The organism is Enterococcus caccae ATCC BAA-1240 (assembly GCF_000407145.1).
GTDB classification, from domain to species: domain Bacteria; phylum Bacillota; class Bacilli; order Lactobacillales; family Enterococcaceae; genus Enterococcus_L; species Enterococcus_L caccae.
This window is the reverse complement of record NZ_KE136472.1, coordinates 176098-192288: the sequence shown is the minus strand read 5'-3', so window position 1 is coordinate 192288 and position 16191 is coordinate 176098. Positions and strand designations below refer to the sequence as shown.

The following is a 16191-nucleotide window of genomic DNA, read 5'->3' as shown; positions in this document are numbered from 1 at the left end:
ATTTGATAAGTAAAATCTTTGTGTAATTTCACGTCAAACTTATACTAAATAACTTCTTATTCATTAACAATTGTAAGCGGTAGCAAACTTTCACGCATCATTATTTTTCACAAACTTGTTAAAAAGTTTGTGCAAAGCGAACAATCACTTGTTCTTTCACACAAACAATTTTATTTCTTTTTCTATTTTTTGTAAATAGTTAATGCTGCTTTGACCGCTTCTCCCTTAGCAATGTCTGCTCCATAATAATTAAGCGCACCTTCTAAAGCTGATAGTACATGAAGAACATTTGATTTTCTGCTACTATAGCCCATATTCCCAATACGCCAAACTTTTCCTTGTAAAGCTCCAAAAGAAGAGGCAATTTCAACACCAAACTCGTCTAACATTAAAGCCCGAACTTGCTCGCCAGCAATTCCTTCAGGAATCATAATTGGTGTAACAGTTGGCATTTTAGTTGCTAAATCTCCATAAAAGCCTAGTCCCATTGCTTTTATCCCTGCAACAATAGCCTGATCATTTTGAGCATGGCGAGCATAAACATTCTCCATACCTTCTTTGATCATCATGCGTAAGCCTTCATGTAACCCGTAGATCATGCTTGTGGCTTCTGTATGATGATTGATTCGTTCTTCACTCCAATAACGCTGTAACTGGCTTAAATCAAGATAATTACTACTGATATGATTTTTATTGCGGATATCTTTACTTAATCCTAATTCTTTTTGATAACGACTAGTAAGAACTTTCTCTACCCGATCATTATAAGTAATCAATGATAAACCTGAAGGGACACTCACACATTTTTGTGTGCCTGCAATTGCAATATCTACGCCCCAAGCGTCTACTTCAAGAGGCACACCACCATACGTTGCAACCATATCTACAACGAAGAAAATGTCATTCTCTTTACAATGTTGACCAATTTTTTCCATTGACTGCATTTGTCCATTGGCGGTCTCCCCATGAACCATCGCAACAATTTTCGGTTGAACTTTTTTGATTTCTTCGATTACTGTTTCTTGTTCAAAAGGTGCGTCCCACTCTTTTTCAAGATAGTGAATTTCTGCTTTCGCACGTTCACAAATTTCACCTAAAAGATATGCGAAACGACCATACACAGGAATCAAGACCTTATCCCCAGGTTCAATCAGAGCAATCAAGGCAGCTTCTAAACCAGAACGAGATGTTCCATCAACTGCAAAGGCTTGTTCATTTTTTGTTCCGAAAGGAATCTTGATCATTTCTTTCACTTCATCCATAATTTGTAAAAAGGCTGGATCAAATTGTCCTAAAATAGAAGCGGACATCGCTCTTAATGCTACAGGATGAGCCTCAACTGGTCCTGGAGTCATGATGGTTCTACTTGGTACTGATATTTCTGAAAACATAACGATTCCCTCTTTTCCGTTTTAATTTCATCCTACCGTTATATCTAAAAAAGTCATTGTCACTTTTGAATAAAAAATTTGAATTTTCGGTTATTCTATACAAACCCTTCTTGAATCTGCATGCGCTATCATTTAGAATAGAGATATGTTGAGAAATATAGCCTAGTATGGAATGAGACAAAAAGTATTACAGCCAATTTTCCTACCAAGACTACACAAGCTCATTATACTTCGCTTTATCTAGCTACACAAATCAATCCTTACGAAAATAGATAAATGAACAGGAAAATAACGAACGTTTCAATATTAATTTTCTTTTTTCTATAGGATCAATTGATTTGTTTTGCTTTTACTACTAGGAGGGAATCCATTGACCACTTTAGAAGATTTATTAAAAATACCAAGATTTTCCGATCTAAAATTATTAACAAATCCTAGAAACGCTGATACAATCGTTGAAAGTATCGAGATTTCTGAAACGCCTGATGTGGCCAATTTTATTCCAAAGAAAATTTTTCTTTTAACTACTGCAATGGTTTACAAAAATAATCAAAAAGAGCTGATCACTTTGATTGATTCTTTAAAAGAACAGGAAGCTGCAGGAATCGGTATAAAAGTTGGTCGTTTTATTGAAACCATTGACCCAGCGATTATAGACTATGCAAATCAGATCGATTTTCCTATCGTTTTGGTGCCAAGTACGCAACCTCTAGGAGCTTTATTACATCAATTGCTAAATTATTTATGGGATACCAAAACAGAACAATTAAGTTATGCCTTAGATATCCAAAAACGTTTTTCTGATTTACTGATTCACGATGTGAGCATCGCTCGTTTTATTGCTGATTTCGGTAAAATGATCAATACTCCTGTGATTTTATTAAGCCCTTATCGAAAGGTGATTGCTCATTCAAAACACTTTACGCAGACTTCAAAACCAGCAGAGTATTATGTTGAACAACTAGTTAATAAATATGATAATTGGAACGAAGATAGTCACGCTTCCTTTATGATCAAAGATTTGAATCAAGAGTCGCTTCAAATTGCTGGGTTTTCAGTTACTGTAAACAGTTATTTTCCGCACTATTTACTAATTTTAAATCCACAACAGGTTCCTTATCCAATGTCAGAATTTGCTGTTGAACAAGCTTGTTTAGTGTTGTCTTTTATGTTATACAAAAATCAAAAAGTTCAGGAATCTTTAGATTTTCTCAAAAGTGATTTCTTAGCCCAGCTGATTGAATATCAGCAAACGCCTCACCAATCAAGACGTGACTGGCTCGATCTAGGTACGAATTACGGCTTAAAGAAAAGCACACAATATCAAGTCGTTTATGCTGTTTGCAGCCAAACAACGACAACTGCAACCAAGATAAAATATCAGCAAGAAGAAAGTGATGTCGCCTTTCAATGGTTGCTGGAAACTTTACCACCAAGAATCAAACACATCAGTATATTTAAAGTTAAAAATACGAATCACTTAGCTATTTTGATCCAAAGTAAAGTGGATGATTTAGAAAATATCCTAACTGAATTATCATTAGAGCTTTCAAAAAAACTGCCGATTACTTTAACATTCGCTTTAGGGAATTTATACGAAAGTGTTGAACAAATTGCCAACTCTTTTATTGAAGCAAAAACTGCTTATGAAGAAATGCTAACAATGACGAACGGCTCTTTAACACATCGCTATCACCCAAAAGGAATGAAGAGTTTATTCGAAAAAATGAGTCTTGAGGATATTCATTATTTCTGTGAAACAACGCTGAAAGAACTTGCTTATCCAGTTGAAGATTCGTTTATTGAACTCCGAAAAACATTGCAGTGTTATTTAAGTTTTCAATGTGAAATATCAAAAACCGCTAAAGAAATGTATTTACATCGTAATACAATCAAATATCGAATCGATCATTGTGCTAAATTACTTGGAAAGAGTATTCAAGATCCAACAAATAGTTTGAATTTACGTTTAGCCTTAGAATTGTCCGAACGATCAAATCAGCATCAATAAAAAACTAGAAGTTGAAAGACGTGGTAAACATGTCTTTCAACTTCTAGTTTTTATCTAATTTTATCCTGTAATTCTTGTTCCAGCTCTACCTAGTAAAGCTTGGTCAGCTTCTTCTAATGAACAAATGATTGCTGTTTTTCCTTGTGACGCAAAACCAATAGCTGCTTCCATTTTTGGTCCCATGCTACCATCAGCAAAATGCCCTTCATCCATATATTGTTGTGCTTGTTTTACAGAAATCGTTTCTAATTTTTCTTGATTCTCTTTCCCGTAATTGATATAAACGTTGCTTACATCAGTCAACATCATGAAGACATTAGCATCCACTTGTTCTGCTAATTTTTTACCTGTACGGTCTTTATCGATCACCGCTTCGATTCCTTTTAACAAACCATCTTGATCACGAACGACAGGAATTCCACCGCCGCCACCTGCAATGACGATTGTATTGCGGTTTAACAAGTTAACGATAGCATCCACTCCATGGATTGCTTTAGGTTGTGGTGAAGGCACCACGCGACGATAACCACGCCCAGCATCTTCCATCATCACCCAATTTTTTTCTTGTTCCATTTGTTTTGCTTCTTCTTCTGTATAAAAAATGCCAATTGGTTTATTCGGATTGCGGAAGGCTTCATCTTCTGCTGAAACTTCTGTTTGAGTTAACAACGTGATAACATTACTCGTCAATCCTTTTCTTTCCAATGAATTTTTCAAGCTTTGTTCTAACATGTACCCAATAAAACCTTGTGATTCAGCATTACATACATCTAAAGGAAATGGCGGAACAACATCTTTTGCTTCTTCATTTTGTCTTAAAATATTCCCAACTTGTGGTCCATTTCCGTGAGTTAAAACGATTTCATAATTAATCTCTTCTATTTTTGCAATCAGTTCTGCACTGACTTTAACATTTTCTAATTGTACCTCAAGTGTTGCTTCTTGATTTGGTTTTAAAATTGCATTGCCTCCCAATGCGATTACGACACGATTTGCCATAAAAATCCTCCTTCATTTACTCTCAAAAAATTTGATAGTCGTTAGTAAGCCTGCTAATAGATCCACACCTGATGTGTGTCCTACGCTAATTACTGTTCTAACTGCTTTTTCAATTTGTTCTTTAGTACTATTGGTTGTTAATACATCTACTAATTTCAACACTGGTTCACTAAAACGCCCCGATAGCGCGCATAACAAATAATGCTTGCTGATATCTGTTGTCGGCGTTTGTTCTGATAACAGTTCAGTAAGTAGACCGTTTACTATTGCGCTTTTTTTTCTTAATAAAAGTCTTGCAGCAAGGTGACCAACAATCATATCATCACCTGATGGCGTCAATCCTAACCCTCTGCCTAAAAGAAACTCTAAGCCTGATTCTAGTTGTGATCGCTCTTCTAAACACAATTGTTGAATCGCTTCACTAAATGGATTGTTACTTTCTACAAATTCAGCTAAAGTATGCTGGCTCCCTGTTTCATTTATCAATACATTGGAACATAAAAATAAATTTTCAAGACTTGTATCTACTATTTCACCAATGGTTTCCATGACAGATGAATAGCGTTTTCCATGCATCAAAAATAGATGATTCTTAGAAAAATGCAAACTATTTTGTTGCCAAGTTATTTGCTCACCTATTTCAACCGTTGCTAATATTTGTGAAAAATCAGCTGCTTCCAGATAAATACCATTTGGCATAAAAGGATAGTTAGTGGTCGTTACGACCACTAACTGTTGTTTCCTCTCATCTTGAATATTGAAGCTATTTTTATATTTGCTATGAACATGCCATTTTTGTTCTTCAAAATCATTATCAAAAAGCTCTTGATCAATAAAACACGCATTAACAAACACTATCTTCACCTATTATTCTGTAAAACCTAATTTTTTTGCATAAGCTAAAACTGCTTTTTCAAAGCAATCGATCGGAGGTGTTACCGTTCCTGCTCCAATTTGACCTAAACCAGCTTTTTTATTTGCGATCCCTGTATTAATAACAGGAAGAATACCTGTTTCTACAACTTTTCGTGCATCGATTCCTAAACAAATTCCCTTAAAGTCCCAAGTTGGAACTGGGAAGTTAGGATTGGTATCAATACAAATTTCTGTCATTTCATTACTTGTATTCAAGGCATCATAGAAGCCACCTGAACCAACGAAACGAGTTACAGCAGGAGCTGCAATCATGGCCATCCCACCAACACCAAATGTTTCAGTGATAGCACTATCTCCCATGTCTGGAGCCGCATCTGCTTCGCTAAATCCTGAGAAGTATAAACCTTGAGGTGTGTTAACAGGTCCTGTAAACCACTCGTCACCCATGCCAGCAATACGAATGCCAAATTCATGACCATTTCTACACATTGCAGTAACGATTGTTCCTTCTTGAATTTGTCTTGCTCCATCCATAACAGATTTAGCTGACGCCATCATAATGTTTAAGAAGAATTGATCTGTATCTGCTAAAAATTGAACAACTTCTTCACGTTTTGTTTGGTCGATTTCAGTCAACCCAACGATGATCGGTGCCATTTCTTTTAAGAAAGCCAATGACGCCGCAATATTACGTTGGTGGAATTCATCCCCCATTGCAATTGCTTTAGCAACTAATACATTGATGTTTAAGCCATCTTCTTTTGTTTTCAACGCTGCACTTAAAACGGGTGCTAGCGTGTCTCTCATCCATCTTAAACGAGTGATTACTTCATCAGAATAGGCACCAAAACGTAATACTGCACCAATTCCTTCATTCATTGTACAAAAAGCACGATTGCCATCCGTTTTATTTTCAACAACTAAAACGGCCATGTTCGCAGAAGTGATTCCACCCATAGGTCCAACAGCATTTACATGGTGACATGGAATTAATTTTACTTCGCCAGATTCTAGCATTTTTCTTGCTTCTTCTTCGGTTTCACACCATTCTTCAAATAATGCTGCACCTACACACGCTCCTTGAATCGGATCAACCATTTTATCGTAAGTGATCGGAGGTCCTGCATGAAGTAAAACTTTTCCTTCATTTAATTCTGGAATAACTGATTTTGCTGGAACTACATCTAATAAGAAAGGAGAACCAGCAACGATTTTTGCTGCTACCGCTTGGTTTGCTTCATCGATTGTTTTATATGCCATTTGATTTATTCTCCCTTATTTAGCTAATGCTACTTTATTTAAGAACTGTAATGCTTTTTGCAATGTGATATTTCCACCTGCAACAGGTTGCCAATCATACTGAACTACTTTCCCACCATGATTGATGATTGCTTCAGAGAAGCTACGCAAGCCAACGTTGATAAATCCTTGATTTGTCAATAATGCTAACATAGCTTCTGTTGGTTCGATTGCCACTGGAGTCACTGCTGGTGTTGCTTCAATTGATTTCTCTGTTTGAGTCAATGGATGATCCAAAATAGCTAAAGCTAAGCGAACTGCTTGAGCGTTACTATCACAAAGAATCACACCAGCATCCTTCATAATCGTTTCTTGTTCATGAATATTTTGAGGATCTTCGTCTGTTCCAACAATTGTCCCAATCACAAATAATTCTCTTCCATCAGCTATTGCTTTAGCCTTGATTTCTTTGATCGTTGGTGCCAATTCTTGCGCCATGTTCGCATGCGAACCATATCCTAGCACAACATCTAATAGGATGATTGCTGTCTCAGGATCTTTCCCAGCTTCTTCTAACATTTCTTTACGTTTTGTTGGATCAATCATTGGGTGAGGTTTTCCTTGAGTATAAACGTCATCCCCTAAATCAATGATTTCATGTCCTTGATTTTTTAAGATAAAGCCTTCTGGTGCATGTTCATCACCTGTTAAGGATAATCCTTCTTTGATCAACATTGCTGCTTCATAAGCAAGTGTTCCACCAGAGTATAATCCTTTAATGAATTTTTGTTCTGGTTTGAAAGAATGTGTCGGAACTGTTAAGGTTTCTTTCACAGCTTGGACTGCTTCTTTATTTAATAATTGAACAGCAGTTTGCGCTGCTTCTTCTAATGTATAAGCACGATAAAGATTTTCTTCGTGAGATGTTGGTTTTTCCCCTAGAAAAATCGTTACAGCAGGTTTTGAGATACTTCTCAAAAGATTTAAGACTTCATCACGAACTTCAGGTGCAGGTGGTTTAGAGATAACAACGACCACTTCTGTATTAGGGTCTTTCTCTAATGTCATAATACTGTCTTTTAAAGTGATTCCGCCGATTTCAGCTTTTAGATCACGTCCGCCAGTACCGATTGCATTTGTTACGCCGCCACCTAATTTATGGATAATCGTCGTCACTTCTTGAATACCTGTTCCAGAAGCACCAACCACACCGATTTTTCCTTTACGAACAGCATTTGTAAATGCTACAGGGATACCGTTAATAATGCCCGTTCCACAATCTGGTCCCATTAATAAAAGACCAGCATCATGCGCTTTTTCTTTTAGACGTTTTTCATCTTCGATCGCAACATTATCACTGAAACAAAAGACATGTTTGCCTTCATCCAAAGCTTTTTCGATTTCAAGTGCTGCATGGGTACCTGGGATAGAGAAAACAACTACACCAGCATCTTTGCCAAGTTCAAACGCTTTATCCCACGTTTTTACAACTTCTTCACCCGAGTTATCGCCGCCGCCTTTTGTTTGCTCTTCTAAAAATACATCGATTTCTGTTAAGACTTGATCGATCAATGAATCATCTTCAATGTCCAATACAATCACCATGTCATTTGAAGAAGCTTTCTCTAGCTCATCTGTATATAGACCGCCTGTTTTAAAAATATCTTTATTTGCTGGTGTTCCCATCATAACTGAAACATTATGAACGCCATCGATTGTATTTAACTTGTTGGTTAACAGCATCAAGACGATTGAATCTTGATAGCTATTTGCTTTAATAATTGTGTGCAGCATTGAAATTCCTCCGTTTGTTTAAAAGTGTAGCGGATTAACCCGCATAGTTAGAATTTATTTTGTAAAAAAGTTATTCCGCAAACTTATTTTTATGATCGTAACGATCATAATGGATGTCATCGCTGATCAAATATTCGTAAATATCATCCACGATTTCAATTCCATTTTCTTCATAATTTTTTTCACGTGCACGTCCTCGTTCACCTGGATAATTAACTTCTGTAAAACCAGGACTTGGACTGATTTCTTTCAACTCATCCAACATTGTTGAAATATTCTTTTTGAACACATCTAAACCAATGAAGAAATCTGGATTGATCACAATATGAAGCTGCCCTAATTCACGGCCTTTAGATAAATCATGATACATGGAAGAAACATGTTTGCCAAATGGCACACCTAGCAAAATACCAGATAAAATATCAACCATCATCATCAAACCATAGCCTTTAGGGCCTGCAATTGGCAATAATGCATTCACTGCTGTAGAATCTGTTGTTGGATTCCCTTTGGCATCTACTGCCCATGAATCTGGGATAGCTTCTTTTTTAGAGCGAGCATGTAGTATTTTTCCCCATGCCTGAACAGTTGTAGCCATATCAAAGGTAATCACCCGGTCATCATTACTTGGTGCCGCAAATGCGATTGGATTTGTTCCAAAGTAAGGTTCACTTCCTCCAAATGGTACAACCATTGGATCAGATTGGCAAACAGAAAGGGCTACCATGTCTTGTTCTGCTGCTCTTTCTACATAGTAGGCAAGCGCTCCGCTATGAGAGATATTGCGGACTCCAACAACGGCGACGCCATTTTTCTTTGCCATTTCAATCGCTAAATCCATCGCTTTTTCTGCCGCGACAAAACCAGAACCATTATCACCTTCAAACATACCGCAACTAGGAGCTGTTTGCTTAAAAGAAAAAGTAGGATCATTAGTGATACCGCCTTTTGCAATTCGTTCTGAATAATATTCCACGCGCATCGCACCGTGAGAATGAATTCCCCTTGCATCTGCAAATGTTAAAACATCACTTACGATTCCTGCATGTTCCTCTGATAACCCAGCCTTTTGTATTTTATCTTTGATTAGTTGATGTAAATCCGCTTTTTTTACTCTCATTTTAAAACGCCTCCTTATTTTAAAGCGAAACGGGCTCATTCAGCTCTGATAGAAAAATAAGAAAATAGGTTTGTGACGCTTTTTGTCACAGGCTTATTTTATCTTTTTCCGAAGACCTTCAATACTTGGAGCTTTAGCTCTTAGGAATTGATGCGTTCGAAACAAAGCTTAGTGGCTAGTATACGTAGCCAGATAACATACGACAACGATCCTCCGCTTCACTAATACTCATAAAAACCAACAACACTTTTGTGATGTAACTTGGTTCCAAAACAATTTTATTTCTTCTCACCAAACGCATTTGTATTTTCATAGCGATCAAAATGAAGTGTATCACTCTTTAAATAATCATAGATATCTTTAACGATGTCGATACCCTCTGTCATTGATTTTTCATAATTGATTTGATTGATTTCTCCTGGATAATACACTTGCTCAAATCCATCAGCCGCTGGAATAGCATGTAACTCTTCTACCATACCATCCACAGATTCTTTGAACATCTCTAAGTCAGTGAAACGTTTTGGATCGATCAAAATATACATTTGACCAACATTACGTCCCTTGCTTATATCGTCATACATTGAAGAAACGTGTTTCCCAAATGGTAAGCCTAATAGCATACCAGATAAAATATCTACCATCATCATTAAACCGTAGCCTTTTGGTCCTGCAATCGGTAACAATCCATTAACTTTATGAGGATCAGTTGTTGGTTTACCGTCTTTATCAACTGCCCAAGTATCTGGTATATCTTTATTTTTAGAGCGAGCATCCAGCACTTTGCCCCAGGCTTGAACGGTTGTTGCCATATCAAAAACAACTGGTTCATGTCCTTTTCTAGGCGCTGCAAAAGCAATTGGGTTTGTTCCAAAATAATTTTCTTTTCCACCAAATGGCACAACCATCGGGTCTGACTGGCACATTGCGATCGCAATCAAATCTTGTTGCGCAGCTTTTTTCACATAATAAGATAACGCTCCACTATGGCTGATTTTAGAAATTCCAACAGCCGCTACTCCTGATTTTTTCGCCATATCAATCGCATAACCTAGACCAACATCTGCAACAAATTGACCTGCACCGTTCTTACCATGGACGATTCCTGAACTTGGTCCAGTCTCTTCAAATTCGATTTTTGGATCAAGCGTTACGCCGCCTTTATCGATTTGTTCTGCATAATATTCTACCCTAACGGCGCCATGTGAGTGGATACCACACGCATCCGCAAATACCAAATGTGTCGCCACTTCTTTTGCATGTTCCGGCTTTAAACCAGCTTTTGTTAATTTTTTTTCGATCAGGTCATGCAATTCTTCTGGTTTCACTACAACAGTTTCATTCATTCTTAAACTTCCTCTTCAAATTAAATTTCTGGATCTCGGTTGCAATCTTTTGAATAAACGTACATTAAAGGCTCGTCTCGTCCTACAGCATAAGCTGCTTGTTGTACGTATGAACTCATAAAAATATAGTCCCCTTTTTCAACTGGCATCCATTCGTTATCTAAATTATACATGCCTTGTCCAGAAAGTAAGTAAGCACCGTGCTCTTGATAGTGTGTTTCAATATAACCATGACTAGCTCCTGGTTCAAATGAAAGGATATGGAAGTTCATATCAAAACCTAAATCTTTCGGTAAAAAGTCCCATAAAAGAACGTCTTTCATGCCTTCATATTCGATTGGTTCCATGTCGTTTACATTACCGACAACTTTATGTGCTTCATAACCTTCTAAAGGTTGATAGCGTTTTTTATACAAGAAAATTTCTGTATCCGCGTCTTGACCATTTTCCAAATACATTAAGGTGCTAGCTGGAAGATAAGCATAGCCTCCTTTAGTTAATTCATGTGTTTCTTTGCCATCGTTGACTTTCAAGACACCATCAATGACATAAACGATTGTTTCAATACCTTCTCCGCCAAATCCGCGTTGGTTTTTGCCATCTTTGTGCATCGTGATAATATAATCTACGAAGTTTGCTCCTAGTTGTTTCGAACCTAAAATTGAGCAATCACAATTTTCAAAACCAGGAATTACATTATTTACTAATCCATCATGTGGGATCAAAGCGTAATTATTTTTTTTAATAACAGCTCTAGATGATAATAAACCATCAAGATAGCCTGTTTGATTATTTTTATAACCCATTTTTATTTATCCTACTTTCTTTTATTTATATGCTAACTCGTATAATGCGCTCGCCAAGACTTTGACACCGTTCACTAAATCATCTATATCTGTTGCTTCAGCTGGATTATGACTGATTCCGTTGATACTTGGTACAAAAATCATAGCTGTTGGGAAATGTGGTGCGATGATTTGAGAATCATGACCTGCTCCACTATGCATTACTTTGTATTTCATATTTTCAGCTTTAGCTGCTGTTTCGATTGCCGTTACAATATCTTTATTCATTGGAACTGGTGCTTCATCCATCCACAAATCAATGTCGATTTCTAGATCATGTTCAGCAGCAATACTTCTCATTAGTTCTTCAATTTCTTTTGTAAACGCATGTAATTCTCCGCTATCAGTATGACGACAGTCCATTGTGAATAACACTTCTCCTGGAACCACGTTTACTGTATTTGGTTTTGGTTCAACTTTACCGAAAGTCAGCACTAACGGATCCCCAACTTCTAATGCACGATCAATTGCTTGTGAACAAATTTTAGCAAATCCATAAACAGCATCTTTACGATACCCCATTGGTGTTGTTCCAGCATGATTTGCTTCGCCTTTCAATACGATCGTATAACGTCTTTGACCTGCAATGTTATTGACCACACCAATTTGTAATTGCTCTTTTTCAAGGACTGTTCCTTGTTCAATGTGGATTTCTACAAATGCTTTGATATCGTCTCTAGCAGGTTTGCTTTCATCTCTGAAATCAAATCCTTGACGTTTCATTTCTTCAACAAATTTTAAACCTTCAAAGTCAGCGATATCAATAACATCTGCTTTTTTCGCTTCACCAACAAAGTTTTTACTACCCCAGAAAACTGTAGGGAAACGGCTACCTTCTTCTTCAGCCATTGAAATAACTTCTAATGAACGTTTTGGTTTACCATGTGTTTCTAATAAATATTGGATTGCAACATATGCTGCAATAACCCCAAATTGACCATCTAAGTTTCCACCGTTAACAACAGTATCAATGTGAGAACCAGATAAAATTGTTTCTTCCGGATGTTCTGTACCTTCAACTCTACCAAAGAGGTTTCCGATTTCATCAAATGAAGCGGTCATGCCTATTGCTTCTAATTTTTCTTTTACAGTTTTTTGTGCTTCCAACCAAGAGTCAGAATACAATAAACGTGTCATTCCACCTGTTGGATCGTTACCAATATTAGATATCTGATCAATATTTTCTTGCAAAACTTTTTTTAAATCCATTTGATACATCTCCCTCTTTTATTATCATAACCATTGTAAGCGGTTGCCCGTTTTCATACACTATCCACATTTCACAAATTAACTCCTATCTTTGTGCGCATTAAACATAAAGACTGAGGTTATTTGGGTTAAAATGGAAATAAGTTAGTGAAATTATTTAGATTTCTAGGATTACTTTTTGAAAAATGGTAGAATGCTGGTGAGATAAAAAATATCTCAGTCATTTTTTCTATTTGAAGCTATATTATCTCACTATACTTTTAACGAACTTATGCGTTGATATTGCTTCTACGATTAATCGTTACAAAAAATCTTGGTTTAATGCAACTGAACAAAACGTTGTTTCATACTATTATCTAGACTAACAAGCTAACACAGGCTCTCACCAATTCCAAGCAGCAAAGCTTAAAGGATTGAAGATCTTCAGAAAAAAGATAACCTTTGTCTGTGACAAAGAACGTCACAAACCTATTTTCTTATTTTTCTGTCAGAGCTGAATGAGCCTGCTTCGCTTTTAAATTAGGAGGACATTTAATGATCAAACAAACATTTCTTTACAGTAAGCTAGAAGATTTAGATTTATCCATGACCTTTTACTCAAATCCAAATAAGTCTTCTAGTAAAGCTACGCTTCTCTATTTTCATGGTGGTGGACTTCTTTATGGAACTAGAGATGATTTACCAGAAATTTATTGTGCGCTTTTAGTGGAGAATGGTTACAACTTATTGACTATTGATTACCCTTTAGCACCTGAAGTCAAGCTCCCAACTATTCTTACTTGTTTAAAAGAAGCAATTGATTGGTTCTTAAAAAATTATCAAACAACATTAGGACTAAAAAATTCGGATTATTTTCTGTTTGGACGTTCAGCTGGTGGTTTTCTTAGCTATTTATTGTCAGCTCGTTCCCCTTTACCAGAGCAAAAAGGATTGATTAGTTTTTATGGCTATTATGATTTGATGAATCCTGCTTTCAGTCAACCTAGCAGTTACTACAATCAATTTCCTAAAGTTGCTCCGCTGACTGCCCAAGCAATGATTTATCCTAAACCAATTACAGAAATTTCTATCAACGAGCGGTTTTCACTTTATTTATCTGGTCGACAATTTGGTAACTGGTTAAGTTATCTCGTCAACACCCCTAGTGAAAAAGAAACCTTTAGTCTAACAGAAGCAGAACTTACTGAGCTCCCGCCTGTATTTCTAGCTCATAGCTCAGCTGATCAAGATGTGCCAGTTGAATCATCACGTATTGCCAGTAATAAAATCCTAAATGTTACGTATGAAGAAGTTGAAAATCTCCCTCATGATTTTGATGGTGATATAACTAAAAGTGAAGGACTTCAGGTTTATCAAGCTCTAATTGCATGGCTTGATAAAACACTAACCTCTATTTGATTTTAACATAGTCATACTCTGTTCTATAATAGAGTAAAAAAGACATTCCTAATCACTCAGGAATGTCTTTTAAAATTTTTATTTTTCAGTTGCCGTTTCAGTAATCACTTCTACTGCACGTTTCATGCGGATATCATGTTTCAACATATCTTCTGTCAAGACTTTTTTCACTTGATCGATCGGCATGTTGTATTGTTCTGATAATTCTTTAATTTCATTGTCCATATCTTCTTGAGATACTTCGATGTCTTCCGCTTTAGCAATCGCTTCGATCACAAGGTTTGTTTTCGTGCGAACTTCTGCTTCTGCTTCAAATTGTTTGTGCAAGTCAGCTTCTGTTGTTCCAGTTAATTGATAGTACATATCTGGAGCAATTCCTTGACGTTGCATGTTGTTTAAGAATTCATCCATTGAACGGTGAACTTCATCATGTACCATCACATGTGGAAGGTCAACGATTTCAGCATTGTCAACAGCTTGACGGATAGCAGCTTCGTCTTTTGCTTCTGTTGCAGCAGCTTCTTTAGATTCTGTTAATTCTTTACGGTATTTTTCTTTTAATTCGTCTAATGATTCAACTGAATCGTCAACGTCTTTCGCAAATTCATCATCTAATTCTGGTAATTCTTTTGCTTTTACTTCATGAACTTTCACTTGGAAAACAGCTTCTTTACCAGCTAAGTCTTCAGCTTGGTAATCTTCTGGGAAGGTTACTTTTACTTCCACGTCCTCGCCAGCTTTTTTGCCAACTAATTGTTCTTCAAAGCCTGGAATGAAAGAGTTAGAGCCTAGTTCAAGTGAATAATTTTCGCCTTTTCCACCTTCAAATGCTTCTCCGTCTTTAAATCCTTCAAAGTCGATTACGACAGTATCGCCATCAACAGCAGCTTCGTCTTCTTTGATTACAAGTTCAGCTTGTGATTCTAATTCACGTTGGATGCGCGCATCAACATCTTCATCTGTCACTTCACGGTCTTGTTTTTCTACTGTTAAGTTTTTGTATTCGCCTAATTTAACTTCAGGTTTTACAGTCACTTCAGCAGTTACTACCCAATCTTCACCTTTGTTCATGCTTTCAACATCAATTTTAGGTTGAGATACTGGATCGATTCCAGCTTCTTTAATAGCTGCTTCATAGACTTCTGGTAAAACTGCGTTCAAAGCATCTTCATATAATGCTTCTTCGCCGTACATACGGTTAAATACTTGACGTGATACTTTTCCTTTACGGAAACCAGGTACGTTAAGATTTTTTTTGACTTTATCGAATGCTTGTTTCAAGCCTTTTTCAATTAGAGTTTGATCAACTGAAAAAGTTAACACACCATCATTGGTGCCTTTTTTTTCCCATTTCGCAGACATTTGTTTCCCTCCGAATAACTTAATTTTATACATGAATTTATGTTATGCATACCTTTAAATAGTACACTATCACTGGATAAATGTAAACATTTTAGGTGAGAAGAAGGGAAATTAAACTAGTTTTTTGAATTATAAAATGAATTGCTTAGTAAAACTAACTGGACTACTTTATCTATTTTTTATATTTTTCAACTAATTTTGAATACTCATTACGGATGTCTAAATCATCTGAACATTTCTTTTTTGATTTAAAATAGGCTCTTTTGACGAGTTTGATTTGTATACCAAAGAAGATCCAAGATGCTATTATACCAATAAATAATGATAGGGTAATAATTGAAACAAAAAAACAGGTTCATTATTTCGACCATATGTCATCAAAAGGATTAAGGAAATTAAAAAAGCTACTATACCTAGGCGATATTTTTTCTTGTACTGCCTATTTATTTTTGAAAGCTCGTCATCCAGAAAATTATTTATAGATGGTTTATCACCAACTAATTTTACATTTCCTTTATCTGTGGCAGTAATTAAAACTTCATACGTAACCTCATTTGCTTGATACTCAAGACTCCAAATAGGAACATAAACGAATTGTGAA

At 36.3% G+C, this 16191-nt stretch carries 12 protein-coding genes; 2 read left to right on the top strand and 10 right to left on the bottom strand.

From position 1 onward, the window contains the following. Positions 1–182: 182 nt before the first annotated feature. On the bottom strand, positions 183–1391 hold the full coding sequence (locus tag I580_RS00875) for a pyridoxal-phosphate-dependent aminotransferase family protein (RefSeq protein ID WP_010773208.1): 1209 nt from the start codon (positions 1389–1391) through the stop codon (positions 183–185). Positions 1392–1761: 370 nt separating this feature from the next. Between I580_RS00875 and I580_RS00870 the strand changes: the two genes are divergently transcribed. Further along, a complete protein-coding gene (locus tag I580_RS00870; RefSeq protein ID WP_010773209.1) occupies positions 1762–3402 on the top strand; it encodes a PucR family transcriptional regulator in 1641 nt (546 codons plus the stop codon). Positions 3403–3462: 60 nt separating this feature from the next. Here I580_RS00870 and arcC read toward each other — a convergent pair whose 3' ends face one another. From arcC to allC, 8 genes are all read right to left on the bottom strand, one after another. Beyond that, complete coding sequence (gene arcC / locus I580_RS00865) at positions 3463–4401, bottom strand: carbamate kinase (protein WP_010773210.1); 939 nt, start codon at positions 4399–4401, stop codon at positions 3463–3465. A gap of 12 nt (positions 4402–4413) precedes the next feature. Next, positions 4414–5256: an oxamate carbamoyltransferase subunit AllH family protein gene (locus I580_RS00860; RefSeq protein ID WP_010773211.1), complete on the bottom strand. Its 843-nt coding sequence runs from the start codon at positions 5254–5256 to the stop codon at positions 4414–4416. Between the two features lie 12 nt (positions 5257–5268). Beyond that, positions 5269–6537, bottom strand: a complete 1269-nt coding sequence (locus I580_RS00855) for a YlbE family protein (protein ID WP_010773212.1) — start codon at positions 6535–6537, stop codon at positions 5269–5271. Positions 6538–6552: 15 nt separating this feature from the next. Further along, on the bottom strand, positions 6553–8310 hold the full coding sequence (gene fdrA, locus I580_RS00850; RefSeq protein WP_010773213.1) for an acyl-CoA synthetase FdrA: 1758 nt from the start codon (positions 8308–8310) through the stop codon (positions 6553–6555). A gap of 70 nt (positions 8311–8380) precedes the next feature. Continuing rightward, positions 8381–9430 (bottom strand): ureidoglycolate dehydrogenase, encoded by a 1050-nt coding sequence (allD, locus tag I580_RS00845; protein WP_010773214.1) that lies wholly within the window; start codon positions 9428–9430, stop codon positions 8381–8383. Positions 9431–9708: 278 nt separating this feature from the next. Then, complete coding sequence (gene allD / locus I580_RS00840) at positions 9709–10776, bottom strand: ureidoglycolate dehydrogenase (RefSeq protein WP_010773215.1); 1068 nt, start codon at positions 10774–10776, stop codon at positions 9709–9711. A gap of 20 nt (positions 10777–10796) precedes the next feature. Continuing rightward, positions 10797–11582, bottom strand: coding sequence for a (S)-ureidoglycine aminohydrolase (allE, locus tag I580_RS00835; protein ID WP_010773216.1), 786 nt, complete (start codon positions 11580–11582; stop codon positions 10797–10799). A gap of 21 nt (positions 11583–11603) precedes the next feature. Next, positions 11604–12830, bottom strand: a complete 1227-nt coding sequence (gene allC, locus I580_RS00830) for an allantoate deiminase (RefSeq protein WP_010773217.1) — start codon at positions 12828–12830, stop codon at positions 11604–11606. A 534-nt stretch (positions 12831–13364) separates the two neighbouring features. Between allC and I580_RS00825 the strand changes: the two genes are divergently transcribed. Next, positions 13365–14228, top strand: coding sequence for an alpha/beta hydrolase (locus tag I580_RS00825; RefSeq protein ID WP_010773219.1), 864 nt, complete (start codon positions 13365–13367; stop codon positions 14226–14228). A 78-nt stretch (positions 14229–14306) separates the two neighbouring features. Here I580_RS00825 and tig read toward each other — a convergent pair whose 3' ends face one another. Next, positions 14307–15590, bottom strand: coding sequence for a trigger factor (tig, locus tag I580_RS00820; protein WP_010773220.1), 1284 nt, complete (start codon positions 15588–15590; stop codon positions 14307–14309). Positions 15591–16191 lie beyond the last annotated feature (601 nt).

Excerpts from the sequence above, each read along its gene's own strand:
- allC (WP_010773217.1), bottom strand. The coding sequence starts at position 12,830 with ATGGATTTAAAAAAAGTTTTGCAAGAAAATATTGATCAGATATCTAAT.
- allE (WP_010773216.1), bottom strand. The coding sequence starts at position 11,582 with ATGGGTTATAAAAATAATCAAACAGGCTATCTTGATGGTTTATTATCA.
- I580_RS00825 (WP_010773219.1), top strand. The coding sequence starts at position 13,365 with ATGATCAAACAAACATTTCTTTACAGTAAGCTAGAAGATTTAGATTTA.
- tig (WP_010773220.1), bottom strand. The coding sequence starts at position 15,590 with ATGTCTGCGAAATGGGAAAAAAAAGGCACCAATGATGGTGTGTTAACT.
- arcC (WP_010773210.1), bottom strand. The coding sequence starts at position 4,401 with ATGGCAAATCGTGTCGTAATCGCATTGGGAGGCAATGCAATTTTAAAA.
- I580_RS00875 (WP_010773208.1), bottom strand. The coding sequence starts at position 1,391 with ATGTTTTCAGAAATATCAGTACCAAGTAGAACCATCATGACTCCAGGA.
- allD (WP_010773214.1), bottom strand. The coding sequence starts at position 9,430 with ATGAGAGTAAAAAAAGCGGATTTACATCAACTAATCAAAGATAAAATA.
- I580_RS00855 (WP_010773212.1), bottom strand. The coding sequence starts at position 6,537 with ATGGCATATAAAACAATCGATGAAGCAAACCAAGCGGTAGCAGCAAAA.
- allD (WP_010773215.1), bottom strand. The coding sequence starts at position 10,776 with ATGAATGAAACTGTTGTAGTGAAACCAGAAGAATTGCATGACCTGATC.
- fdrA (WP_010773213.1), bottom strand. The coding sequence starts at position 8,310 with ATGCTGCACACAATTATTAAAGCAAATAGCTATCAAGATTCAATCGTC.